The following is a 24,341-nucleotide window of genomic DNA, read 5'->3' on the forward strand; positions in this document are numbered from 1 at the left end:
TGCCCGCCGAAGGCGGAACGGACTCATCCGATGCGGCGCTGGAGCCGGACCTGACGGCCTCGCCGACGCGCACGCACAGCGGCCCGCACAGAGCGGGCACAAGTGAGAAGGTTACCGAGCCCTGGGCCAAAGTGCAAAATCCAGAGCGCACTACCGCGCGGGGGCCTTCCGGCGCAAGCCCGCGGTTCCGGTGGGTCGGTCGAGGGGTCGCGGGAGACCCTTGCTCCCTTGACGGTGAACGGCCTGGTGCCGACGGATGTTCCCGAGGGAACGACCCGTCGGCATTGTGTCCCAGGTCCCCGCGTTTGGGGAAGAGATGGAGCAGGTTTTACGCCGTCCCGGCCGTGGTGTGCGTCACCGCACCCTCTTACCGGAGGAAGGCGATGTAGACCACCACGATGACGACGATGAGGGCGATGACGCCGCCGACGACGAGCATGAGCGTGTTCTTGCCGCCCTTGCCCTCGTCGGCGCCGGACCCGGGCCCGTAGGTCTGCGGCTGGCCGTACTGGGCCTGCTGACCATATTGACCCTGACCGGGCTGTTGGCCGTACTGCTGCTGCTGGCCGTAGCCCTGCTGGGGCGGCGCCTGCTGCTGGGGCGTCTGCTGCTGCCCGTACCCCTGCTGGCCGTAGGGCTGCTGCTGGCCGTAACCCTGCTGACCGTAGCCCTGCTGCTGTTGCTCGCCGCCCTGCCCGTAGCCCTGCTGCTGCTGTTCGGCTTGGCCGTAGCCCTGCTGGTCCTGCTGGCCGTAGCCCTGCTGCTGCTCGGCCTGGCCGTAGCCCTGCTGTTCGGCCTGGCCGTAGCCCTGCTGGCCGCCGAACTGCTGGCCGCCCTGCTGCTGTTGGGGCTGGCCCCACTGCTGCTGGCCGATGTCGAGCCGGGTGTGCTCGGCCAGGCCCTGCGGCTCGGCCGCCGGACGGACGTGGGCGGACGGGTCGAACGCCTCGGTCGGACGCGCGTCCTCGACACCGCCCTCGGCGTGCGGACGGTACGGGTCGTCGGGCGCCTGCGCTCCCGCGCCCGCGCCGTAGCCGGGCTCGGGCGGGGGCACCATCATCGTCCGCTCGGTGTCGACCTGCCCACCGCCGCCTTGCTGGCCACCGCCGGGCTGGGACGACTCCGGCGACCACGGCTCCGGCGTGGACGGCGGCGTCGGCGTCTGCCACGGCTCGCCCTGGCCGGGTCCGGCGGCCGGGGGGTCCTGCCTGCGCTCGGGCCCGGTCGCGACCGGGATGTCGGTGCCGGGCGACCAGTGCAGGGTCGCCTGGTCGTCCACCACGGGACGCTGCGGCTCGCCCTCCGGCGCGCCGGTGGACGGACCGGGGACGATCATCGTCCGCTCGGTCGCCGCCTCCGGCGGCTCGGGCGGCGCCTGCTCGGCGGTCGCCGCGGGCTCGGGCGGCGGGAACGCGCCGCCCTGGCCGCCGAACTGGGGCTGCCCGTACTGCGGCGGGTGCTGCTCCTGCGGCGCGCCGTGCATGGGCTGCTGCGGGTACGCCGGAGGCTGCTGCCCGTAGGGCGCCTGCTCCTGCTGCCCGTACGGAGACTGCTCGGGCTGCTGCCCGTAAGGGGACTGCTCGGGCTGGCCGTACGGCGACTGCTCGGGCTGCTGGCCGTACTGCGGCTGGCCCCACTGCTGCTGCTCGCCCGGCTGGCCCCACTGCTGCTGCTCCTGCGGGGGCGGGAAGCCGCCCGGTCCGGGAGGCGCGCCGTAGGGCAGTTGCCCGGCGGGCGGCTGCCCGTACGGGGCCTGGTCTTGGCCGCCGAACTGGGGCGGGGGCGGCGGCTGCTGCTCGCCGAACTGCTGCAGCGGCTGCTCGACCATCGTCGGGGGCGGCGGGGGCGGCGCGGGGCGCTCGTCCTCCCGCGGCGGCTCCGGCGGGGGCGTCGCGCCGCCCAGCTGGGGCGCGCCGAACACCACGGTGCGGTCGCCCAGCGGGCGCGCGGGCGGCTCCTGCGGCGGCTCCGGCGTCCTGGACTGACCCTCGTCCTCCGGCACCGGCCGCTGCGGTCCCTGCGTGCCGTCGTTCTCGGTCATCGTCGGGCTCCTTCAGCGCCGTCGTCCCGGGGTTCCTCGGATCCCGGACGTCCGGAAGCGCGCGGCGCGTAACGCGGCCTCCGGACCTCTGCTCTCGTCCCCCACGTGGCGATCTTGCCGGGCGTGGGCGTTCTCGGCACCAGCCTGCCCCGATCGCCCGTGCTATCGCAAATCACCACTCTGATAGACGCGGGACGCCCCCGGGTCGTTCCGGCCTCGGGGGCGTCCGTGCTGGTCGTCGGCTCAGGAACGGTCCCTGGAGCGGGCGCTCAGGAGTGGCCGCGCACCGGGTGCGGACGGTACGGCGCCTCCAGCCGCGCGACCTCCTTCTCGTCCAGTTCCAGGGCCTCGGCGGCTACCGCGTCGTCCACGTGGGTGAGCTTCGTCGCGCCGACGATCGGGGCGGTCACGCCGGGACGGCCGAGCAGCCACGCGAGCGCGACCTGCGCGGGCGGAACGTCCCGCTCGGACGCGACCTCGCGGACGGCGTCGACGACGTCGAAGTCGTCATCGGTATAGAGAGTCTCCCCGTAGGCGTCGCTCTGGGACCGGATGGTCTTGCGCTCCCCGCCCCGCTCCCTGTTCCCGGCCAGCATTCCCCGAGCGAGCGGACTCCACGGAATGAGCCCCACTCCTTGGTCGATGCAGAGCGGAACCATCTCGCGTTCCTCCTCCCTGTAGATGAGGTTGTAATGACCCTGCATCGTGGCGAACTTCGTCCAGCCGTGGGAGTCGGCGGCGTGCTGCGCCTTGGCGAACTGCCACGCATACATGCTGGACGCCCCGATGTACCGCGCCTTGCCCGACTTCACGACATCGTGCAGGGCCTCCATGGTCTCTTCGATGGGCGTCCCGTAGTCCCAGCGGTGGATCTGGTAGAGGTCGACGTGGTCGGTGCCAAGGCGCCGCAGCGAGTCGTCGATGCTCGCCAGGATGTGCTTGCGCGAAAGGCCCCGGTCGTTCGGACCCTCCCCCATGGGGAGGCAGACCTTCGTCGCCAGGACATAGTCGTCACGCCGGGGGAAGAATTTCGGGAGCAGACGCCCGGTGATCTCCTCACTGGCGCCGTTCGAGTAGACGTCGGCGGTGTCGAAGAAGGTGACGCCCCCTTCGACGGCCCGCCGGACGAGCGGCTCCGCCCCGTCCTCGTCGAGCGTCCACGCCCGCACGGCCGGGTCGCCGTAGCTCATCATCCCCAGGCAGACGCGCGAGACCCTAGTCCCCGTCGTGCCGAGACGTACCTGTTCCATGTCCAACTCCTCTCACCGTTCTCCACGGTGCAACGCCACACCGGCGATCACCAAACCGACCCCGGCCAGTTCCGCCGTCGTCGGGACCTGCCGCAGGACGACGAGCCCGACCACGGTCGCCGTCGCGGGCAGCAGCGCGACCATCAGCGCATAGGTCGCGCGGCTGAGCCGGGCCATGGCCAACTGGTCGCATACATAGGGAATGACCGACGACGAGACACCGACCCCAAGGCCCGCTGCCAACGCGACCCCGTCCGTTAGCACTGGTACAGCCTGTACTCCGCCTATAGCTAGGACGAACACTGTCGCGGCCACCATCGCTAGGGCCAACCCGTCAATTCCTCCTGCGTCCGACTGTGCGGCATGGTGCGCTATCACCACGTAGAGCGCGAACAGTCCCGCGTTGGCGAATGCGAAGAGGAAACCGAGCGGCTCCCCCTCCAGGCGTACGTCCGTCAGCACGTAGACACCGGCCACCGCTGCCGCCAGGGCGGCGATGTTGCGCCGCGTCCGCATTCCCAGGGCGGCGATGCCGATGACGGGGAGGAACTCGATCGCGGCGACCGTCGCCAGGGGCAGACGGGCGATCGCCATATAGAAGGCCGAATTCATGGCGGCGAGGACGGCACCCCAGAGCACGACCGTCCGCCACGTACCGCGATGGAGCACGCGCCAGGGGCGACGCCACAGGACGAACACCAGCGCGGCACTCCAGATGCGTATCCCGGCGACGCCCAAGGGTGCGACCCGGGAGAACAGCAGAACGGCGAACGACGGACCCAGATAGTGGAAGACCGCACTGCCGACGAAGTACGTCCAGGGCGGAAACGACATGGCCGTATCGTCGGACGCTTCGTAAGTTGGTGGAATGGCGAACAGAAGGGGTCGGCCAGGCCGCGCCTACGAACCGAAGCCTCTCGACGCGATCGACCTAAGGATCCTTACCGAGCTGCAAAAGGACGGGCGCGCGTCCCTGGCGGAACTGGGACGGCGGGTCGCCCTCTCCGCCCCGGCCGTCGCCGAGCGCGTCCAGCGGCTGGAGGAGACGGGCGTGATCACCGGCTACCACGCCACCGTCGACCCGGTCGCGCTCGGCTTTCCGATCACGATCCTCGTCCGGGTGAACCCGAGCCCGCGCGAGCTGAGCCGCATCCCGAAGATCGCCGACGAGATCCCGCAGATCGTGGAATGCCACCGCATCACCGGCGACGACTGCTTCTTCTTCATCGCGCACCTGCGAAGCGTCGAGGAACTCGAACCGATCCTCGACCGCTTCACTCCCTACGCACGGACAACGACGTCGATCCTCCAATCGGCCCCCGTCCCAAGACGTCCGCTTCCTGTGGGCGACCGCAGCGTGGGATAGGCGACGGCGGACGGACGCGGAAGGGCCCGTCCTCCAGGACGGGCCCTTCCGCTATGCGTGGTCTTACGCGAAGTCTTAGGCGAAGGTGTGGCATTCCACCACCGCACGCCGTTCGGTCATGCCCTGCTGGACCGCCGAGTTCACGCACGCCTGCTGCTTCTGGTTGAGCTGCGGCTCGCCACACTGGGTGACGCTCGAATAGGTGCGGCAGTCCTGGCGCGGCTGCTGCCCGTCCTGGGACGGCGAAGCCGCCATGGCGCTCGTCGTTCCGCCGATCCCGAGGACGGCGACGATCAACGCACCGGTCATGACCCTCTTCATCCTGCTTCTCCCCCGTCGCGTTCATCGGTCAACGCACGTGGTCCTCCCCGGCCACGCCACCGCAAAACACGGCAAAGAGTCAAGAAATCCCATATATCTCCAGGTCAAGCTGGTGGGGTTCGGGGTTTCGGGGTCAGCGGGCGAACTCGGCGCGGACGCCCAGCAGCCGCACCGGCCGCCGTCCGGCGAACGCGTCGAGGACGTCGAGCGCGGCCTCCTCGATGCGTTCCGGGTCGACGGTCGGGGCGTCCAGCGTCCGCCCGTGGGTTTGGGTGATGAACGGGGCGTACCGGACCTTGACGACGACGCGCGCGATCTGCCTCCCGTCGGCGGTGACGTCCCTGGCGACCCGGCGCGCCAGCCTGGCGACCTCGCGGCGGACGTCGTCCCAGTCGTCGAGATCCCGCTGGAAGGTGGTCTCCCGTCCACGCGAGCGCGGGACGTAGGGCGCGTCGCTGACCGGGGAGTCGTCCCGCCCCTGCGCGAGCCGCACCAGCCAGGGCCCGATGGTGGGGCCGATCGCGTCCGCCAACGCAGCCGGATCGGCCGCCGCGAGGTCGCGGACCGTCCCGATGCCGAGCCCTTTCAACCGTTTGGCGGTCTTGGCCCCGATCCCCCAGAGCGCGTCCGCCGGACGGTCGCCGAGCACCTCGAACCACGTCTCTCCCGTGAGCCGGAATATCCCGGCCGGTTTGCCGAAGCCGGTGGCCAGTTTCGCCTGGAGTTTGTTCTGCCCGATGCCGACCGTGCATTCGAGCCCCGTCGCCGCGCGCACCCGTTCCCGGATCTCCCGCGCCATTTCCTCCGGGTCGCCGTCCACGGCGAGGAAAGCCTCGTCCCAGCCCATCACCTCGACCACCGCGCCGAGGCTCCGCAACGCGGCCATGACCTGGGACGACACATCCTCATAGAGGTCCCGGTCGACGGGGAGGAAGACGGCCTCCGGACACCGCCTGGCCGCCGTCCGAAGCGGCAGCCCGGAATGCACGCCGTGGGCACGCGCCTCATAAGAGGCCGTGCTCACCACGCCGCGCTTCGTCGGATCACCATCGCCACCGACGACGACCGGCCGCCCGCTCAGTTCCGGACGGCGCAGCACTTCCACAGCGGCGATGAACTGGTCCAGATCAACGTGCAGGACCCACCGAGCCACCCCACCATTGTTTCTCCACCAGCACGAACGCCCGCCCGCTGCGCCATCGTTTGCCGCCCGCCGCCCATGACTTTGCAAAGACCGGAGATGGCCCCTTCGCCACGAAGTGCGATCAACGGAAGACGGCGACGTTGGCGAGGGCCCAGTCGGCATACGTACGGGGCGCTCGGCCCAGGACCTTTTCCACATCTGGGCTGACCCGCTGCTCAGCCGGAGTGGGCGTGCCCAGAATGGCGAGGGTCGTCTCTGCCACGTCCGCTGGCATGAAGTTCAGCATCACCGCCTGCGCCTGGTCGCGGGTCTGCTCCACGAACCTGATCGGCTCGCCCAGCGCGGCTGCGATCGCCTCCGCCTGCTCGCGAGGCGTCACCGGGGCGGGCCCGGTCAACTCGTAGATCTGCCCGGCGTGGCCGTCCTCCCGCAGCGCCCCGGCCGCCACCCCGGCGATGTCGCCCGGGTCGATGGCGGGGAGCGCGACGTCGGCGAACGGCGCGGCGACGGTCCGCTCGGTACGCACCGACGCGGCCCAGGCGTAGGTGTTGGAGTTGAAGTTGCCGGGCCGCAGGATCGTCCAGTCCAGGCCCGACGCTCGCACGGCCTCCTCGATGGACAGTCCCAGCGCTCCGTGCGAGGCCGACTCCGGGCGGGTCGCCACTCCGAGCGAGGACAGCAGCACCACCCGCTCGATCCCGCCCGCCCTGGCCGCATCGAGGATCTCGCCGACGTTCAGGGTGTGCGCGCTGGCGCCGCCGTTCTGCAGGAACAGCGCGTCGGCGCCGTCGAACACCGGGCGCAGGCTCTCAACGTCGGCCAGGTCCGCTTTCCGCGGTTCGACGCCTTCGGAGGCGTCCGCGTCCGTGATGTTCCGGGACGTGGCGGTCACCTTCTCACCCGCGGCCGCCAACGCCCGTACCAGCGAGCGCCCGACGTTCCCGGTGGCTCCCGTAACAACGATCATGCTCTGTCTCCTGCCGTTCATCCGCTCGCACGAGCGGCCCGTCCGCGACGCAGGCGACGTTAACATCCTGGGTATAGTAGGTACCTATAGGAAAGTGACTACCTCAGAGGAACCTCACATGGGTGACACCACAGGGAAGGCCGACGCCGCATCGGTCGACCCGGAACAGGTCTGCCCGATCGCCCCGGTGGTCGACATCGTGTTCAGCCGGTGGACCACCCCGATCCTCTGGTCCCTCAACCAGTACGGTCGGCAGCGCTTCGTCGAGTTGCAGCGGCGCATCTCCACGATCACCCCGAAAGTGCTGACCCAGCGTCTTCGACAGCTCGAACGCGACGGCCTGGTCGTGCGGATGTACCACCCCGAGGTCCCGCCTCGCGTCGAGTACGAGATCAGCGAACTCGGCCGCAGCCTCGCCCCGCTGTTCGCCCACCTCACCGAATGGGCCGCCACCAACCTCGACCGCGTCGACCAGGCCCGCCGCGACTACGACAGCGCTTCGGCCGGGTAGACCTAGTAAACGTTCGTGGTCACACAGTGAGGTCACCCAGCCCATGGTCGGATGACCTCACTCCAGAGTCTTCAGTGCATTCCTAGGCCGCGCGCCACAGTTGCGCACCGGTCCCAGCGCAGGTCCACTGGATGACCCAGGCGCCCAAGTTCGTCCGACCGCCGCCGACCGAGACGCACTTGCCGCTGTTGACGTTCACGATCTCGAAGTAGACAAGACCCGGGATCGGCTGGGGCACCGGCACCAGCTTGAAGAGCTGGTCGGCGGTGCCGTTGCAGGTGAACACGAAGGCCGCGGCCCCGTCGTTGCTGGAGCCGCCCGCGATGCTGAGGCACTGGCCGTTGTGCTTGTTTTTGATCTCGTAGTTGTCGCCGCCGACGTTCACGTCCTCCCAGAAGATGGTGTAGTCGGCGCCGGCACCGTTGAAGCAACTCTCCTGGCGTGCCGCGCCCCGCGATTCCACGTCGTAGGCCAGGCACAGTCCGCTGTTGACGTTGCCCCACCTGCGGCCGGTGAGGGGGACGTCGGCCGGCGAGGCCGTCCCGGACGCCCTCGACACGCGCGCGGTGCCGACGGCGGCGTTCGCCGGAGCTCCGGTCAGGGCCGTGGCCAGGGCCGAAGCGAGGAGTGCGGTCAGCAGGGCGGCTGGGGCAAGGAACCGTACTTCGCGTCGCATGAGACTCCTCCACAGTTGGCAACCGGCCGGGGCCGCCCTGGCCGTCCGGGCCAGCGCGCCTGTCGGCATTCCGTCCACAGGGAGATATGCACGGGGGTTACGCGAGGTGGTGAGGATTACCGGCCGGGTTGGGAGTCGTCGCGCCGCAGGAATTCCAGGCGGTTGCCCAAGTTGTCGTGGACGTAGAAGCGACGGTGGCCGGGGAAGTTGTCGTCCCAGGTCACATCGATGTTGTGCTTGGTGAGGCGTGCGGCCAGTCCGTCCAGGTCTTCGACGTGGATGCCGGGATGCGCCTTGGCGGCCGGACGGAAGTCCCGCTCGACGCCTAGGTGGATCTCCAGCGCGTCGGCACGCACCCACAGCCCGCCCCGCGCCGCCAGCATCGGCGGCTTCTGGATTTCAAGCATGCCCAGGGCGTCCACGTAGAAGGCGCGGCATTCGTCCTCACTGCCCGGCGGGATCGCGATCTGCACGTGGTGGACGCTTAACCCGAAAGGCGACTGGTAGTCCGGCCCATACCCCTTTGGCGAAGTCTCGTTCTCACTCATGCCGCGCACTCCCTCTCCCCGGGGGCAGACGTCGACGCCCTGAAGGCCCGACGTCGCGCAGATCATCAGGTACCGCTTCCAGACTAAATGGCGTCCCGCGGATCGGCTCTGACCGCATACCCGCCGCCGCAACTTCAGCGGCTGCCAGGGCTACTCTCCTTCTCGCGGCTCCAGGATCACCAGGGGAATGTCGCGGTCGGACTTCTCCTGGTAGGTGTCGTACAGCGAAAAATTCGACGCCATTATCCGCCAGAGCGGCGGCTTTTCCTCTGGGGCCGCGGTCCGGGCGCGCACGGCGAACTCGTCCGGTCCGACCTGGACGGTCACGTCCGGGTCGGCGGTGAGGTTGAGGTACCAGGCGGGGTGCTGGTGCGCTCCGCCGTTGGACGCGACCAGCAGGTAGCGGCCGTCGTCCTCCCCGTAGAACAGGGCGGTGCGGCGCAGCAGACCCGACTTACGGCCGCGGGTGGTGAGCAACAGCGAACGGTGGCCCTGGTAGAAGTGTCCTTCCCTTCCGCCGCTCTCGACGTATTTCCGGATGTGGTCGGCGACCCAGCCGGTGGGGCTGTCGAAGACCTCGGGGCCGCTTGGCGTTGTCATTGCTCCTCCTAGGCTGCTGGATCAACAGCTTAGGAGGCGGGTTGTTCCACGGGCGCCGCGCTCCCTCAACGTGGGCGTCGATTGATCTTCAAGAGCGGGCCTGGCTAGCCTCGGGCCATGGCATTCGCCCGGCTGGCACTGACCGTCCTCGACTGCGACGACCCGGCTTCACTGGCGGCCTTCTGGGTCGCCCTTCTCAACGGCGAAATAGCGCACTCCACCGATGACGTGGTGCTCGTGAAGGCGGAGGGCGGTTCACTGGCGATGACCCGGGTCGCCGATTATCAGCCGCCGACCTGGCCCGACGGCCCACGCCCCAAGCAAATACATCTGGACTTGGCAGTCGATGACCTCGACGCCGCCGAGGCCGAGGCGATACGACTCGGGGCCCGACGCGCCGACACCCAACCCGGACCGCACCGGTGGCGCGTGCTGCTGGACCCGGCAGGCCATCCCTTCTGCTTGTGCGACTGGTCCCAGCCCGCCTGAACATCGGAACCAGCCGCGCCTGCAAACGGCATTCCGCGTCCACCCAACCGCCGCACGGGCGCGAAGCTACCGGGGGCCTCGATCAGTGGACGAGCAGGTCATTGATCATGTCGCCTTCGCAGAGCCAACCGCGACCAAAGCGATGCAGACGCACGGCAGCCGACTTGCCGAGCATTGTCCGCGCTTTGGTGCGCAGAGTGCTTATTCTGTGGCTGACTGTCGCTGGCCCTTGATGACTCCGCCGGAAAGTAGGCGTCCAGTGGCTTCGATAGTCATCGCGCCCGATGGGCTTGACGCCCGTCCTCCCCGACACCCGCCCTGCGGATCCACGCTGAGCGCTCGCAGGGATCGCCCTGATGGTGAGCACCCTCCCCGTTCCGATGCGGGGATGGGGCAACACGATCGGTGTGCTCGTCAGCGGGGAAAATTATCGCTTGAGGTCGGACAGGAGGGCAGCAAAAGCGCGTCGGGCCACGAGGAGCTTAGGCCCGTCCGGGTCCTTGCTATCACGTACGACTACGGCTCCCCACGCTGAGCCTAATTCCACACAAGCGCCACCGTTATTGGTGCTTCGGCTACTCTTTCGCCAGGCTATTGCTGCCATGCTTTTCCACCCCTTTCAGGTCTCAAGTGGTGGAGGGCTACCGCTTGAGGTCCGAGAGCAGACCGGCGAACGCACGTCGTGTCACGACCAGCTTGGGCCCATCGGGATCCTTACTGTCACGCACGGCCACCACTTCGGCAGCGGCCACCAATTCCACGCAGTCGCCACCGTTGTTGGTGCTGCGGCTGCTCTTACGCCACTGAAGGCCCCTCAGGTCCATCTCTCCTCTACCACCTTACGAATCAGATCTGTGGACTCTCTCACCGAATATGCGCTTGCTCGGAGGGAAACGAGCGCGTCAGAGAGCTTGGCAACGTCGCGGACACCAGCCATGGTCATGCCGCGCAGGGCGGTTTCTACGTAAGCTACCTCACTCCGGTCTGGCATTGTCGCCAGCACGAACGAGCCGGACAAGCCGTCGTGGACTTTCTCGGAAACGAGTTGAATCGAGAGGCGCTTGCTCTGGGACGCAATCAGATGCTCTAACTGCTCCCTCATGACCTGGGGGCAGCCGATCTCGCGGCGTAGGACGCTCTCGTCAAGAAGGACGGAGATGGTCGGCGGCGGCGGGTCGTCACGGGTCAGGATGCTCTGTCGCCCGATTCTGGCCTGCGTCGCCGCCTCGTCCTTCAACAGTGCCATCGCGTATGCAGGCGTCTGCAGAAGGCCGTAGACGACGGAGAGGTGGAAGGCTTGAAGCATGCTGACGTCACGTTCTATGGGTGGCCAGTCGAACCACACCGGGTAGGCGGCGTCCTGGACAAGGTCCTTCCAGAGTCGGACGAGGCAGCCATCGGCGCTGACGATGCCGTCGAGCTGCTTGGCGAAATCAAGGGTGCAGCGGGTCTTTCCGCCCTCGATCTGGCCGATGTACGAGCCGCTGACCGGGAAGCGCTCCCCTAGACGGTCCTGGCTCAGCCCCATGCGTTCTCGGTAGAAGCGGACCTGATTCCCGAATGCGATGAGGCTCGGGCTCGTGGCCGGGTCTCGTTGGGGTTTGCGGGCCATGGCTCGTCCTCTCGCAACCGATGTCGGCGCCGTGGCAAGTGGTCGCAAGTCAGTCCTAACCTGCCCTGGCGTGATTACGCAGCTGAACCCTCCTTGTCACAGAGAGTGTCGCTCATGGTCTTCGCTGATGTCAGCCGATTCCAAGACCTTCCAAAGGCGGTGGTGTCTGATGCCTCCGACAGTTGTGGCGCCCGGGGCGCCGACGCTCTTCCTCGAACCGTTTGACCTGGCGCCGTCGTTGGCGCGGCGGTTCGTGGAGGTGTGGTTCCGGGAGTGGGAGATCTCCGACTTCACGGACGCTCTTGTCGTCGTGTCCGAGCTGGTCACGAACTCGCTGCTGCACGGGGACGGGACGATCGTCGTCCGGGTCGTGCGGGATGGGCGCGACGGTCGGCCCGTCATCGAGGTGCAGGACGACGGCGCGGGGCGGCCCGAGATCCAGCCGGAGAATTACGCCGCGACGGCCGGGCGCGGGCTGCTCATGGTGTCGCTGCTCGCACTCGACTGGGGAACCCGTCCCCTGCCCGACGGAGGAAAGGTCACGTGGGCGAAATGCTGAACATACGGCTGGAGCGTTCCGTCCTCGACTGGCGGACGCGGCTCGGACGGTCCACGTCCATCCGATACCTCGACGACCTCTCCGCCTCGCTCAAGCCCGAGGGCTGGCGATTCGTCAAGCTGTACTGGCCCACTCCGATACCGATCCTGCGGATCTACGCGCGAGGACCCGCGGAAATCGCCCTGATGGTGAGCGCCCTCGCCGTCCCCCACGGATTGTGGGGATACCACGAAGCGCCACTCGGACGAAGCGGCTACTTGCACCCGTGCGGGGACGCCGACGCGGCGGCCCACGCGATCGGACGGCTACTCAAAAGCAGCATGTACCCGTCCACGGCCTGGTAGCTCAGCAGCTCTTCCACGCGAGGCGGACGGTGTTCAAGGCCGCCGGGTCTGCGGTGGTGCCCATCGCCATGAAGGTGGGTTGACCCGCGTCGACCCTCAGCTCGCTGTCGAGGTAAAGCAGGCGATCCTCACCGCACGGCTTGAAGACCAGGTCAGCCGCTGCAACCTCGGTGTTCACGCTCCAGTGCTTGACGTTGGGGCCGGTCTCCAGGTGGTTCAACGGCTCACTCGGCGTCATGCCCTCGATGGAATGCCACGCTCTGAGCAAGCCTCTGGCTCCGGTCGCCTGTTCCGCGTAGCCGCGATAGGTGACCCCGGCGACCGCATACGTGAAACCCTGCGGAATGTGCGCTTGCAGGACGACCTGGCATTTCTTCACCCAGTCGGCCGAGGTGGAGCCCCCGCCGCCCCACGCCTGGTAGGTCCCGTACCTGACGGTGAACTCGGACGCGGACTCCGGCACCGTCAACGACTGCAGATCACAGCCCTGCCCGTTCACGCCCGCCACGGTGAACGTCACGCCAGGCGGCGGCGGATCCGCCGAAACGGGTGGCGCCATTAAGGCTGACGACGCCACAACGACACCGAAGACCGCAATGGCCTTGCGTCTGATATGCAACATGGAGAATTACCGTCCGCACTTTTTCCAGGTGAAGTAGTAGGTCGTCGAAGTTGGGGGAGCCTCTGGGTCCATGCCCATGACGCTGGTCTTGGACGGGTTCGAAGTGCCCGCGTCCGCGCTTAGTTCGCTGCGGAGGCCGAGGAAGCGTTCCTCCCCGCAGGGGCTGTAGACCAGTTGGTCGGTCGGGACCGGGTCGTCCACCGTCCAGGCGCCGGAGTAGGGACCAGTGAAAGCACGGGTCACCGACCGTGGCGACGCGCCCTGGAGTTGGTGCAGTCCTGTGACCGTGCCAGTCGCTCCGGGCTCCAACTCGGCGTAGCCGCGGTAGGTGACCCGGCTGATCGCGTAACTGAAACCCCGCGCGTGTATCCGCAAGCCGAGTTGACACTTCTTCCGCCGGTCGGCCGGAGTGGAATCACCGCCGACGCGGGCCCGGTAATTTCCGTACTCGACGGCTATCTGCGAAAGGACCTCCGGGATCGCCGCCGAACTGGCGCCGCACCCCTGTCCGGGATAGGTCGCCACCTCGACGGTCACGCCGGACGGTGGCGGATCGGCGGAAGCCGGTCGTCCCGAAAGGGCGCAGGAGGCGAGAACGATGCCGGACAACGCGATCGTCCTACGTTTGGCGGGTGTCACTGCATGCTCACTTCGGGCAGGTCTTCCACGCGATGTGATAGGTCGACTTGATCGAGCCGTCGGTGCTGTCCAGGGCCACGACGTTGACCTTGGAGCTGCCCGAGCCGCCCTTCTCCACCCTGAGTTCGGTGTCGAGGTAAAGACCGCGGCTGTCGCCGCAGGGCCGGTAGACCACCCAGTCGGGCGGAATCTCATCGGCCACCGTCCAGTTGTTGGAATAGGGGCCTATCAAGTCGAGAATCTTCGGTTCCGGGGTGTCGATCACGCCCTTGAAGTAGGTGCGTGCTCTAAACAAGCCTCTGGCTCCGGCCGCCAGCTCGGCGAAGCCGCGGTAGTCGACCCTGTTGATTCCGAAGGTGTAGTCGCTCGGAACGTGTATCCGCAGCAGGATCATGCATCTTTTCCGGTCGGTCGAGGGCAAATCGCCACCGGCAGCGACATAATAGTCCCTATAGGTGATGGTGAAGGCATTGAGATCGTCACTCAAAGCCAGCTCATGCTTTTCGCAGGATTCCGGGCCGGATACCTCCGCCGTCTCGATGGTCACTCCACGCGGCGGTGGCGGGGCCGCGTAAGCCACCGGAGCCGCGAGGGCGGACAAGACGGCAGCGGCGCCGAACAACGCGATCGCCTTACGTTTCATGGCGTGCTCATTTCGGGCAGGTCTTCCATGCGAAGTGGTAGGTCGCTTTGAGTGAGCCGTCGGTGGTGGACATGCTCATCACGCTGGTCTTGGACGGGTCCGAACTGCCCAAGTCCACCGCGAGTTCGCTGTGCAGGAAGAGACTGAGGCTCTGGCCACAGGGCTTGTAGACCACCTGTCCGGGCAGGGTCTCGTCGGCCGCCGTCCAGTTGTCGGAGTAGGGGCCGCTGAGCGAGAGGATCTGCCTCACCGGCGTGTCGGCCCTGTCCGGGAAGAAGCTCCGCGCTTTCAACGTGCCGGTGGCTCCGTCGGCCAGATCGGCGAAACCGCGGTAGTCGGTCCTCTCCAGCCCGTAGGTGTAGCCGCTCGGAGCGTTTATCCGCAGCGCGAGCACGCATCTCATCCAGCGTTCGGCGGGAGTTGAATTGCCACCGGCGCGGCCCTGGTAGCGCGAGTAGCTGACAGTGAAAGCGGTAACGTCGGCGCTCAACGCGTACCCGGAAAGCTGGCAGCCCATCGGGCCGATCAAGCTCGCCAGCTCGAAGGTCACCCCGCCTGGCGGCGGCGGGCCCGCCGGGGCCGCGAAAGCCGCCGGAGCCGTGAGTGCGGACGCGGCGACAACGGCGCCGAACAACGAAATCACCCTGCGTTTGGCATGGGCCATGGAGGTCTCCGCTAAAGAGGTGGCAAGGAAAGTCGCACCGACATCCCTCGCACACCCAGCGGCCATTTCAGCCAGAGCGGGCCGACAGTTACGGTCAGGACGTTGGCCATGATCTTGTTCGGTTCACCGCGAGAGTAAAGCCGTCCTGAAAAGGTGTCAACGGCCACTTTTCCATTCGGCCCCACCCGGACATGCGAAGGGCCGCCGCCCCGCGGATGCGGGGCGGCGGCCCTTTTGCGTGTCGTGCGTTACCGGTTGTACTGGCCGAAGTCGTACTCCTCCAGCGGGACGGCCTCGCCGGAGCCCTGCCCGAAGGCGTACTCGGCGCCGTCGTCGTAGGAGCCGACGGAGTACACCGCCGCCTTCGCCTCCTCGGTCGGCTCGACCCGGACGTTGCGGTACTGCGGCATGCCGGTACCGGCCGGGATGAGCTTGCCGATGATGACGTTCTCCTTGAGGCCGAGCAGCGGGTCGCTCTTGGCGTGCATCGCGGCCTCGGTGAGAACCCGGGTCGTCTCCTGGAAGGACGCCGCCGACAGCCACGACTCCGTCGCGAGCGACGCCTTAGTGATGCCCATCAGGACCGGGCGGCCCGCGGCGGGCACCCCGCCCTCGGCGACGACGTTCCGGTTCGTCTCCTCGAAGATCGGACGCTCGACCAGGTCGCCCGGCAGCAGCTCGGTGTCACCCGACTCGAGGATGTTCACCCGCTTGAGCATCTGGCGGACGATGATCTCGATGTGCTTGTCGTGGATCGACACACCCTGCGACCGGTACACCTCCTGGACCTCCTGGACGAGGTGCAGCTGCACCGCGCGGGGGCCGAGGATGCGCAGCACCTCGTGCGGGTTGATCGCACCCGCGATGAGCTGCTGGCCGACGCCCACGGACTCGCCCTCCTTGACCAGGAGGCGGGACCGCATCGGAATCGGGTAGGCGATCTCGTCGGAGCCGTCGTCCGGGACGATGACGACCTTGCGGGCCTTCTCCGTCTCGTCGATCTTGACGCGGCCGGCGACCTCGCTGATCGGGGCCACACCCTTCGGGATGCGGGCCTCGAACAGCTCCTGGACACGCGGCAGACCGTGCGTGATGTCGCCGCCCGCCACACCGCCGGTGTGGAAGGTGCGCATCGTGAGCTGCGTGCCCGGCTCGCCGATGGACTGCGCGGCGATGATGCCGACGGCCTCGCCGACGTCCACCCGCTTGCCGGTGGCCAGCGAACGGCCGTAGCAGGCGGCGCAGACGCCGATCTTGGCCTCGCAGACCAGGGCGCTGCGGGTGCGGACCTTCTCCACGCCCGCCTCGACCAGGCGGGTCACGACCGAGTCGGACAGGTCGGTGTCGGCCGGGAAGATGACCGTCCCGTCGACGACGACCTCCTCGGCGATCGTGCGGCCGATCAGGCTCGTCTCCGAGGTGGCCAGCTTGACCAGGGTGCCGTCGGCCAGGTGCTCGCCGACCTCGAACGGAATCGTGCGGTCGGTGCCGCAGTCCTCCTCGCGGACGATGACGTCCTGCGCGACGTCCACCAGGCGCCGGGTCAGGTAACCCGAGTCGGCGGTGCGCAGCGCGGTGTCGGCGAGGCCCTTGCGGGCGCCGTGCGTCGAGATGAAGTACTCGACGACCGACAGCCCCTCGCGGAACGACGACTTGATCGGACGCGGGATCGTCTCGCCCTTCGGGTTGGAGACGAGGCCGCGCATGCCGGCGATCTGGCGGAGCTGGAGCGGGTTGCCGCGGGCGCCCGACTGGATCATCATCCAGATCGGGTTGGCCTTCGGGAACGCCTTCTCCATGTCGACCGCGACGTCCGCGGTCGCCTGGTTCCAGATCTCGATGAGCTCCTGCTTGCGCTCGTCGTCGGTGATCAGGCCGCGGTTGAACTCCCGCTGCACCTTCTCCGCGCGCTGCTCGTAACCGCCCAGGATGGTCTGCTTGTTGGGCGGCGTGATAACGTCGGCGATCGCGATCGTCACACCGGACCTGGTCGCCCAGTGGAAGCCGGTGCTCTTCAGCGCGTCGAGCGCGTTGGCGACGGCGACCTTCGGGTACGTCTCCGCCAGCTCGTTGACGATCGCCGAGAGGCGCTTCTTGCCGATCTCGTCGTCCACGAACGGGAAGTCGTCCGGCAGCGTCTCGTTGAAGATGGCGCGGCCGAGCGTCGTCTCCAGCCGGTACGCCTGACCGGGCTCGTAGCCCTCCGGCGCGATCCACTCGCGCGGCGGCGGGACGTCCTTGAGCCGGATCTGGATCTTCGCCTGGAGGTCCAGCTCGTTCCGGTCGTAGGCCATGATGGCCTCGCCGATCGAGCCGAACGCGCGGCCCTCGCCCTCGGCGCCGTCCTTCTGCGTGGTCAGCCAGTAGAGGCCGATCACCATGTCCTGGGTGGGCATGGTGACGGGCTTGCCGTCCGACGGCTTCAGGATGTTGTTCGTCGACAGCATCAGGATGCGCGCCTCGGCCTGCGCCTCGGCGGACAGCGGCAGGTGCACGGCCATCTGGTCGCCGTCGAAGTCGGCGTTGAACGCCGTGCAGACGAGCGGGTGGATCTGGATGGCCTTGCCCTCGACCAGCTGCGGCTCGAACGCCTGGATGCCGAGCCGGTGCAGGGTCGGCGCCCGGTTCAGCAGGACGGGGTGCTCGGTGATGACCTCTTCCAGCACGTCCCAGACGACCGGGCGGGCCCGCTCGACCATCCGCTTCGCGGACTTGATGTTCTGCGCGTGGTTGAGGTCGACCAGCCGCTTCATCACGAACGGCTTGAACAGCTCCAGCGCCATCTGCTTCGGCAGGCCGCACTGGTGCAGCTTGAGCTGCGGGCCGACGACGATGACCGAACGGCCCGAGTAGTCGACGCGCTTGCCGAGCAGGTTCTGCCGGAACCGGCCCTGCTTGCCCTTGAGCATGTCGGACAGCGACTTCAGCGGACGGTTGCCCGGCCCGGTGACCGGGCGGCCGCGGCGGCCGTTGTCGAACAGCGCGTCGACGGCCTCCTGCAGCATCCGCTTCTCGTTGTTGACGATGATCTCGGGCGCGCCGAGGTCGAGCAGCCGCTTGAGGCGGTTGTTCCGGTTGATGACGCGCCGGTACAGGTCGTTCAGGTCGGACGTGGCGAACCGGCCGCCGTCGAGCTGCACCATGGGGCGCAGGTCCGGCGGGATGACCGGGATGCAGTCCAGCACCATGCCGAGCGGGCTGTTGCGGGTGTTGAGGAACGCGGACACGACCTTCAGCCGCTTGAGCGCGCGGGCCTTCTTCTGGCCCTTGCCCGTGCGGATGATGTCGCGCAGCTTCTCGGCCTCGGCTTCGAGGTCGAAGTTCTGGAGCCGGGCCTGGATGGCCGCGGCGCCCATGCCGCCCTCGAAGTACTTGCCGAAGCGGTCGCGCATCTCGCGGTAGAGCAGCTCGTCGCCCTCAAGGTCCTGGACCTTGAGGTTCTTGAAGCGGCTCCACACCTCGTCCAGCCGGTCGAGCTCGCGCTGCGCGCGGTCGCGGAGCTGCTTCATCTCGCGCTCCGCGCCGTCGCGCACCTTGCGCTTCTGGTCGGCCTTCGCGCCGGCCTCCTCCAGCTCGCCGAGGTCGCCCTCGAGCTTCTGCTGGCGGGCCTCGACCTGCGCGTCGCGGGCCTGCTCGATCTGCTGGCGCTCCACGGAGATGTGGGCCTCCAGCGTCGGCAGGTCGCGGTCGCGCCGCTCGGCGTCCACGCTGGTGATCATGTAGGCCGCGAAGTAGATGATCTTTTCGAGATCCTTCGGGGCCAGGTCCAGCAGGTAGCCGAGCCGGGACGGGACGCCCTTGAAGTACCAGATGTGCGTGACCGGCGCGGCCAGCTCGATGTGGCCCATCCGCTCACGGCGCACCTTGGCGCGGGTCACCTCGACGCCGCAGCGCTCACAGATGATGCCCTTGAACCGGACGCGCTTGTACTTGCCGCAGTAGCACTCCCAGTCGCGGGTCGGACCGAAGATCTTCTCGCAGAAGAGCCCGTCCTTCTCCGGCTTCAGGGTGCGGTAGTTGATCGTCTCCGGCTTCTTGACCTCGCCATGGGACCACTGGCGGATGTCGTCAGCGGTCGCCAGGCCGATGCGTAGCTCGTCGAAGAAGTTGACGTCAAGCAACAGATTTCCCCTTGAGTTGATCAGACCTCTTCGACACTGCTCGGCTCGCGCCGGGACAGGTCGATGCCGAGCTCCTCCGCCGCGCGGAAGACGTCCTCGTCGGTGTCGCGCATCTCGATGGACATGCCGTCGCTCGACAGGACCTCGACGTTGAGGCAGAGCGACTGCATCTCCTTGATGAGCACCTTGAAGGACTCGGGAATGCCGGGCTCGGGGATGTTCTCGCCCTTGACGATGGCCTCGTACACCTTCACGCGGCCGAGGACGTCGTCGGACTTGATGGTCAGGAGCTCCTGCAGGGCATAGGCGGCGCCGTACGCCTCCAGCGCCCACACCTCCATCTCACCGAACCGCTGGCCGCCGAACTGCGCCTTACCGCCGAGCGGCTGCTGGGTGATCATGGAGTACGGACCGGTCGAACGGGCGTGGATCTTGTCGTCGACCAGGTGCAGCAGCTTGAGGATGTAGATGTAGCCGACCGAGATCGGGTCGCGGTAGGGCTCGCCGGTGCGGCCGTCGAACATGCGCGCCTTGCCGCCCGGACCGACCATGCGGTTGCCGTCGCGGTTCGGGAGCGTGCTCTCGATCAGGCCGGTGACGTCGTCCTCGCGGGCGCCGTCGAACACCGGCGTGGCGGTGTTGGTCCACGGCGGGGCCTCGGACGCGCCGATCTCGTGCAGGGCGCGCTTCCACTCCGCGTCGTCGCCCTCGACCTTCCAGCCGCGGGACGCGACCCAGCCGAGGTGCGTCTCCAGGACCTGGCCGACGTTCATCCGGCCCGGCACGCCGAGCGGGTTGAGGACGATGTCGACCGGGGTGCCGTCCTCAAGGAACGGCATGTCCTCGACGGGGAGGACCTTGGAGATGACGCCCTTGTTGCCGTGCCGGCCGGCCAGCTTGTCGCCGTCGGTGATCTTGCGCTTCTGGGCGACGTACACCCGGACCAGCTCGTTCACGCCGGGCGGGAGCTCGTCGCCCTCGTCGCGGGAGAACACCCGGACGCCGATGACCTTGCCCTGCTCGCCGTGCGGCACCTTCAGCGACGTGTCGCGGACCTCGCGCGCCTTCTCACCGAAGATCGCGCGGAGCAGCCGCTCCTCCGGGGTGAGCTCGGTCTCGCCCTTGGGCGTGACCTTGCCGACGAGGATGTCGCCGGGGACGACGTCCGCGCCGATCCGGATGATCCCGCGCTCGTCGAGGTCGGCGAGGACCTCCTCGGAGACGTTCGGGATGTCGCGGGTGATCTCCTCGGGGCCGAGCTTGGTGTCGCGGGCGTCGACCTCGTGCTCCTCGATGTGGATCGAGGAGAGGACGTCGTCCTGCACCAGGCGCTGGCTGAGGATGATGGCGTCCTCGTAGTTGTGGCCCTCCCACGGCATGAACGCCACGAGGAGGTTCTTGCCGAGCGCCATCTCGCCGTCGTCGGTGCACGGGCCGTCGGCGATGACCTGACCGAGCTCGACCCGCTGGCCCTCGTCGACGATCGGCTTCTGGTTGAAGCAGGTGCCCTGGTTCGACCGCTTGAACTTGGAGACGCGGTAGGTCGTCCTCGTGCCGTCGTCGTTCATGACGGTCACGTAGTCGGCGGACACCTCCTCGACGACGCCGGCCTTCTCGGCCGTGATGACGTCGCCCGCGTCGGTCGCGGCGCGGTACTCCATGCCGGTGCCGACCAGCGGCGCCTCGCTGCGCAGCAGCGGGACGGACTGGCGCTGCATGTTGGAGCCCATCAGCGCGCGGTTCGCGTCGTCGTGCTCCAGGAACGGGATCATCGCGGTGGCGACCGAGGTCATCTGCCGGGCCGAGACGTCCATGTACTGGACCTCGCGGGCCGGGACGAGCTCGACCTCGCCGCCCTTACGGCGGACGAGGATCCGGTCGTCGACGAAGGTGCCGTCGTCGTTCAGCAGGGAGTTGGCCTGCGCGATGACGTAGCGGTCCTCCTCGTCGGCGGTGAGGTAGTCGATGTCCTCCTGGACGACGCCCTCGGTGACCCTGCGGTACGGGGTCTCGACGAACCCGAACGGGTTGACCCGGCCGAACGCGGCGAGCGAGCCGATCAGGCCGATGTTCGGGCCTTCCGGCGTCTCGATCGGGCACATGCGGCCGTAGTGCGACGGGTGGACGTCGCGGACCTCCATGCCCGCCCGCTCACGGGACAGACCACCGGGGCCGAGCGCGTTCAGGCGGCGCTTGTGCGTCAGCCCGGCCAGCGGGTTGGTCTGGTCCATGAACTGGGAGAGCTGGCTGGTGCCGAAGAACTCCTTGATGGAGGCGACGACCGGCCGGATGTTGATCAGGGTCTGCGGCGTGATGGCCTCGACGTCCTGGGTGGTCATCCGCTCGCGGACGACGCGCTCCATCCGGGCGAGGCCGAGCCTGACCTGGTTCTGGATCAGCTCGCCGACCGTGCGCAGCCGCCGGTTGCCGAAGTGGTCGATGTCGTCGACCTCGATCGGCACGGCGACGTCGCCGATCGTGGCCTCCTCCTCACCGGCGTGCAGCCGGACGAGGTACTCGATCGTCGCGACGACGTCGTCCTCGGTGAGGGTGCCCTGGCGCATGTCCAGGTCGAGGCCGAGCTTCTTGTTGATCTTGTAGCGACCGACCTTGGCGACGTCGTAGCGCTTCGGGTTGAAGTACAGGTTCTCCAACAGCGTCTGCGCGGACTCGCGCGTCGGCGGCTCGCCCGGGCGCAGCTTGCGGTAGATGTCGAGCAGCGCGTCGTCCTGGCCGGAGGTGTGGTCCTTCTCCAGGGTCACGTTGATCGACTCGTAGGAGCCGAAGCGCTCACGGATGCGCGCCTCGTCCCAGCCGAGCGCCTTGAGCAGCACCGTGACGGGCTGCTTGCGCTTGCGGTCGATGCGCACGCCGACGTTGTCGCGCTTGTCGATCTCGAATTCGAGCCAGGCGCCGCGGCTCGGGATGACCCGGCAGCCGTAGATGTCCTTGTCGGACGCCTTGTCGAGGGCGCGGTCGAAGTACACGCCGGGCGACCGGGTGAGCTGCGAGACGACCACGCGCTCGGTGCCGTTGATGATGAAGGTGCCCTTCGGGGTCATGAGCGGGAAGTCGCCCATGAACACCGTCTGGCTCTTGATCTCGCCGGTGGTGTTGTTGATGAACTCCGCCGTGACGAACAGCGGGGCGGAGTACGTCATGTCCTTGTCCTTGCACTCCTCGACGGAGTACTTGGGCGGCTCGAACCGGTGGTCGCGGAACGAGAGGGACATGGTTCCGGAGAAGTCCTCGATGGGACTGATCTCCTCGAAGATCTCTTCAAGCCCCGACTGGGTCGGGACGCTCTTACTTCCGGCCTTCTGGGCCGCCTCGACCCGGGCCTTCCACCTCTCGTTGCCCAGCAGCCAGTCGACGGAGTTGGTCTGCAGTGCAAGGAGGTCCGGGACTTCGAGCGGCTCCTTGATGCGCGCGAAGGAGACGCGGTTCGGACCGGTTGCGGTATTCGAGGCGTTGCGCGAGGCTGCCAAGAGTGGTCCTTCCGAGGGCTCGCGGCGTAACTGGTGACACGCACGCCAGACGATCCACGTCCGAGACCTGCACAGAGAGGTCCAAAACGGACCGAAGCAGGGGTGCTCTCACACGTGGATAGTCAGAGGGCAGCGCAAAGGGGCAGTGTAGCCGACCGGTACACCGCTCGCAACTCTAGCGCCGCAGTATGCATCACGTTGCCATGGAGCATCGCCCCTGAACGCCTCCCAGTCAAGAGCGGACTTGGACTTTTCGGGCTCTGACCTGCAGTGAGGAACGCCATAGTTTAGGGGTCGCCGGCGGCCGGACGTGGCCGAACGTCGCGAGACCCCTGACGGGCCCGGTCAGGAGATGACGACGAGCTCTGACGCGAGCCACTTCCCGTCCTTCTCGACCATCGTCAACCGGATGCGGAGCGACTCGGGAAGGCTCTGCTGCTTGTCGTCCTTCGTCGCGGACGAGCGGTTCGCGTAGACGAGGGCGACGACCTTCTCCGGGGTGGCGCTCTCCACTCCGACCTTCAGGACGGTCGTGTTGGAGACGGCCTGCCGCTGGATGGCGGTCGCCCTGAGTTCGGCGGCGAGCTTGTCGTACTGCGTGTGCAGCTTGCCCGTCGTCGTGGCGGACGCCTCCTTCAGGTCGGCGTCGAGCGTCTGGTAGTCGTACGACGAGAGCTTCTGCGCGGCGCGGGACGCCGCGAACGAAGCCTCCTTGGCCGCCGTCTCCGTCGCGTGCTGCTCGCGGACCTTCAGGGCGAGCGCCGTCGTCCCCGCGCCCAGCGCGACCGTCAGGACGGCCAGGACGGCGATGACGAGCGTCAGGCTTCCGGCCGAACGGGAGGAACGGGACGCGCCCCTGGTCTTGGCGAGCTTGACCTTGGACGACCGCTTGCGGGGCTTCTCCGGCTCGTCTTCCTCGTCGTCATCGTCGTCCGCTTGTTCCGTGGTGGCGGAGGCGGGCTCCGGAGCGTCTGAGTCGCCCTCTGGCGAGCTGTCGCCGTCGGACGTGACTTCGGGGCCATCCTGGGGCTCGTCGGGCTTCTGGAGGGATTTGGCGGCGTCCTCGCCGTCGGTCTCCTCTGCGGCCTCCCCCTCGGCCTCGGCCTCCTCGGCGGCGAGTCGGGCGAGCCGTGCGGCCTCGCGGGCCTTCGCGGCTGCCTCCTCGGCGAGCCGGGCGGCCTCCGCCGCCTCCTCGGCCCGCGCAGCCATGTCCGACTTCACGGGACGACCTCCAGTCCGGAAATGAGCCAGCGGTCATCGACCCGCGTGAGGTCCATCTGGTACCGGTAGCCCTTGGGTGTGCCGTTCTTGACCTTGTCGTTGGTCACGGTCCCGTTCAGGGAGACCATCACTTCGGCGGAGTCTCCGTCGATGGAGACCAGGGCCGCGTCGACGTCGCTGACCGTCGACTTGGCCTTGTACTTGCTGACCTGCTGCATGAACGCGTTCGACTGGGACGCCAGCTTGTTCTTCAGCTCGCCCGTGGTGCCCGCGACGATGCGGTCCATGTCGCGCTGGGCGGTGGACGCGTCGAGCGTCATCAGGTTCACGCCCATCTGCCGCGCCGACTGGATCGCCTTGGCCTTCTGGTCGGCCTCGTCCTTGTTGTGGAGCGTGACCACGCCGAGCCAGCCGGACGCGACTGCGAGCGCGAGCACGACCGCGCCGAGCGCGAACACGGTCACCAGGGACGCGCGCCGGCTCATCGGACCCGTCCCGGCCTCATCGGCTCACCC

The 24,341-nt window shown here is 68.0% G+C and carries 25 protein-coding genes; 5 read left to right on the forward strand and 20 right to left on the reverse strand.

Going from position 1 to position 24,341, the window contains the following annotated elements; all coding sequences use genetic code 11:
* Window positions 1-367 precede the first annotated feature (367 nt).
* The 3 genes from FXF65_RS00240 to FXF65_RS43385 form a co-directional block, all read right to left on the reverse strand.
* Window positions 368-2,041: a hypothetical protein gene (locus FXF65_RS00240; RefSeq protein ID WP_148347481.1), complete on the reverse strand. Its 1,674-nt coding sequence runs from the start codon at window positions 2,039-2,041 to the stop codon at window positions 368-370.
* A gap of 269 nt (window positions 2,042-2,310) precedes the next feature.
* On the reverse strand, window positions 2,311-3,291 hold the full coding sequence (locus FXF65_RS43380) for an aldo/keto reductase (protein ID WP_187411998.1): 981 nt from the start codon (window positions 3,289-3,291) through the stop codon (window positions 2,311-2,313).
* 12 nt (window positions 3,292-3,303) lie between these two features.
* Window positions 3,304-4,125, reverse strand: a complete 822-nt coding sequence (locus FXF65_RS43385) for an EamA family transporter (protein WP_187411999.1) — start codon at window positions 4,123-4,125, stop codon at window positions 3,304-3,306.
* A 34-nt stretch (window positions 4,126-4,159) separates the two neighbouring features.
* Between FXF65_RS43385 and FXF65_RS00250 the strand changes: the two genes are divergently transcribed.
* A complete protein-coding gene (locus tag FXF65_RS00250) occupies window positions 4,160-4,657 on the forward strand; it encodes an Lrp/AsnC family transcriptional regulator (RefSeq protein WP_148347482.1) in 498 nt (165 codons plus the stop codon).
* A gap of 75 nt (window positions 4,658-4,732) precedes the next feature.
* On the opposite strand, the gene FXF65_RS00255 is transcribed toward FXF65_RS00250, so the two are convergent.
* From FXF65_RS00255 to FXF65_RS00265, 3 genes are all read right to left on the reverse strand, one after another.
* Window positions 4,733-4,966, reverse strand: a complete 234-nt coding sequence (locus tag FXF65_RS00255) for a hypothetical protein (protein WP_148347483.1) — start codon at window positions 4,964-4,966, stop codon at window positions 4,733-4,735.
* Window positions 4,967-5,111: 145 nt separating this feature from the next.
* Window positions 5,112-6,131 carry a DNA polymerase IV gene (locus FXF65_RS00260; RefSeq protein ID WP_222868296.1) on the reverse strand — a complete coding sequence of 340 codons (1,020 nt, stop codon included), beginning with the start codon at window positions 6,129-6,131 and terminating at the stop codon, window positions 5,112-5,114.
* Between the two features lie 112 nt (window positions 6,132-6,243).
* Entirely contained in the window at window positions 6,244-7,089 is an 846-nt protein-coding gene (locus FXF65_RS00265; RefSeq protein ID WP_148347485.1) for an NAD(P)H-binding protein, read from the reverse strand.
* 118 nt (window positions 7,090-7,207) lie between these two features.
* Here FXF65_RS00265 and FXF65_RS00270 point away from each other — a divergent pair, with 118 nt between their 5' ends.
* Window positions 7,208-7,600 (forward strand): winged helix-turn-helix transcriptional regulator, encoded by a 393-nt coding sequence (locus FXF65_RS00270; RefSeq protein WP_148347486.1) that lies wholly within the window; start codon window positions 7,208-7,210, stop codon window positions 7,598-7,600.
* An 82-nt stretch (window positions 7,601-7,682) separates the two neighbouring features.
* Here FXF65_RS00270 and FXF65_RS00275 read toward each other — a convergent pair whose 3' ends face one another.
* The 3 genes from FXF65_RS00275 to FXF65_RS00285 form a co-directional block, all read right to left on the reverse strand.
* Window positions 7,683-8,276: an RICIN domain-containing protein gene (locus tag FXF65_RS00275; RefSeq protein ID WP_148347487.1), complete on the reverse strand. Its 594-nt coding sequence runs from the start codon at window positions 8,274-8,276 to the stop codon at window positions 7,683-7,685.
* Window positions 8,277-8,392: 116 nt separating this feature from the next.
* A complete protein-coding gene (locus FXF65_RS00280) occupies window positions 8,393-8,824 on the reverse strand; it encodes a VOC family protein (RefSeq protein ID WP_187412000.1) in 432 nt (143 codons plus the stop codon).
* A 150-nt stretch (window positions 8,825-8,974) separates the two neighbouring features.
* Window positions 8,975-9,424, reverse strand: coding sequence for a nitroreductase family deazaflavin-dependent oxidoreductase (locus FXF65_RS00285; protein WP_148347488.1), 450 nt, complete (start codon window positions 9,422-9,424; stop codon window positions 8,975-8,977).
* A 117-nt stretch (window positions 9,425-9,541) separates the two neighbouring features.
* Here FXF65_RS00285 and FXF65_RS00290 point away from each other — a divergent pair, with 117 nt between their 5' ends.
* The gene (locus tag FXF65_RS00290; protein WP_148347489.1) at window positions 9,542-9,913 is read left to right on the forward strand and encodes a VOC family protein; all 372 of its coding nucleotides are present in this window, start codon (window positions 9,542-9,544) and stop codon (window positions 9,911-9,913) included.
* A gap of 427 nt (window positions 9,914-10,340) precedes the next feature.
* On the opposite strand, the gene FXF65_RS00295 is transcribed toward FXF65_RS00290, so the two are convergent.
* Genes FXF65_RS00295 through FXF65_RS00305 form a run of 3 tightly spaced genes read right to left on the reverse strand, consistent with a single transcriptional unit; the run spans window position 10,341 to window position 11,525 of the window.
* Entirely contained in the window at window positions 10,341-10,517 is a 177-nt protein-coding gene (locus FXF65_RS00295; protein ID WP_148347490.1) for a DUF397 domain-containing protein, read from the reverse strand.
* Window positions 10,518-10,554: 37 nt separating this feature from the next.
* The gene (locus tag FXF65_RS00300; RefSeq protein WP_148347491.1) at window positions 10,555-10,737 is read right to left on the reverse strand and encodes a DUF397 domain-containing protein; all 183 of its coding nucleotides are present in this window, start codon (window positions 10,735-10,737) and stop codon (window positions 10,555-10,557) included.
* Window positions 10,728-11,525, reverse strand: coding sequence for a helix-turn-helix domain-containing protein (locus FXF65_RS00305; protein ID WP_148347492.1), 798 nt, complete (start codon window positions 11,523-11,525; stop codon window positions 10,728-10,730). Before FXF65_RS00305 ends, FXF65_RS00300 begins: the two co-directional genes overlap by 10 nt.
* Window positions 11,526-11,694: 169 nt before the next feature.
* On the opposite strand from FXF65_RS00305, the gene FXF65_RS00310 reads away from it, so the two are divergent.
* Window positions 11,695-12,084, forward strand: a complete 390-nt coding sequence (locus tag FXF65_RS00310; RefSeq protein ID WP_148347493.1) for an ATP-binding protein — start codon at window positions 11,695-11,697, stop codon at window positions 12,082-12,084.
* A complete protein-coding gene (locus tag FXF65_RS00315) occupies window positions 12,069-12,428 on the forward strand; it encodes a hypothetical protein (protein ID WP_148347494.1) in 360 nt (119 codons plus the stop codon). Before FXF65_RS00310 ends, FXF65_RS00315 begins: the two co-directional genes overlap by 16 nt.
* Before the next feature lies 1 nt (window position 12,429).
* Here the strand turns inward: FXF65_RS00315 and FXF65_RS00320 are convergent, their stop codons facing one another.
* The 8 genes from FXF65_RS00320 to FXF65_RS00355 form a co-directional block, all read right to left on the reverse strand.
* Complete coding sequence (locus tag FXF65_RS00320; RefSeq protein ID WP_148347495.1) at window positions 12,430-13,050, reverse strand: DUF4360 domain-containing protein; 621 nt, start codon at window positions 13,048-13,050, stop codon at window positions 12,430-12,432.
* 6 nt (window positions 13,051-13,056) lie between these two features.
* Window positions 13,057-13,587, reverse strand: a complete 531-nt coding sequence (locus FXF65_RS43390; RefSeq protein WP_187412001.1) for a DUF4360 domain-containing protein — start codon at window positions 13,585-13,587, stop codon at window positions 13,057-13,059.
* Between the two features lie 109 nt (window positions 13,588-13,696).
* Window positions 13,697-14,332, reverse strand: a complete 636-nt coding sequence (locus FXF65_RS00330; RefSeq protein WP_148347497.1) for a DUF4360 domain-containing protein — start codon at window positions 14,330-14,332, stop codon at window positions 13,697-13,699.
* Window positions 14,333-14,339: 7 nt separating this feature from the next.
* Window positions 14,340-14,996, reverse strand: coding sequence for a DUF4360 domain-containing protein (locus FXF65_RS00335; protein WP_187412002.1), 657 nt, complete (start codon window positions 14,994-14,996; stop codon window positions 14,340-14,342).
* A 248-nt stretch (window positions 14,997-15,244) separates the two neighbouring features.
* On the reverse strand, window positions 15,245-19,117 hold the full coding sequence (locus tag FXF65_RS00340; protein ID WP_148347499.1) for a DNA-directed RNA polymerase subunit beta': 3,873 nt from the start codon (window positions 19,115-19,117) through the stop codon (window positions 15,245-15,247).
* Between the two features lie 20 nt (window positions 19,118-19,137).
* Window positions 19,138-22,605: a DNA-directed RNA polymerase subunit beta gene (gene rpoB, locus FXF65_RS00345; RefSeq protein WP_148347500.1), complete on the reverse strand. Its 3,468-nt coding sequence runs from the start codon at window positions 22,603-22,605 to the stop codon at window positions 19,138-19,140.
* 345 nt (window positions 22,606-22,950) lie between these two features.
* Window positions 22,951-23,826 carry a hypothetical protein gene (locus tag FXF65_RS00350; protein ID WP_148347501.1) on the reverse strand — a complete coding sequence of 292 codons (876 nt, stop codon included), beginning with the start codon at window positions 23,824-23,826 and terminating at the stop codon, window positions 22,951-22,953.
* Window positions 23,823-24,311: a nuclear transport factor 2 family protein gene (locus FXF65_RS00355; protein WP_148347502.1), complete on the reverse strand. Its 489-nt coding sequence runs from the start codon at window positions 24,309-24,311 to the stop codon at window positions 23,823-23,825. Before FXF65_RS00355 ends, FXF65_RS00350 begins: the two co-directional genes overlap by 4 nt.
* Window positions 24,312-24,341 lie beyond the last annotated feature (30 nt).

This window comes from Actinomadura syzygii, from assembly GCF_008085905.1.
Lineage (GTDB): Bacteria > Actinomycetota > Actinomycetes > Streptosporangiales > Streptosporangiaceae > Spirillospora > Spirillospora syzygii.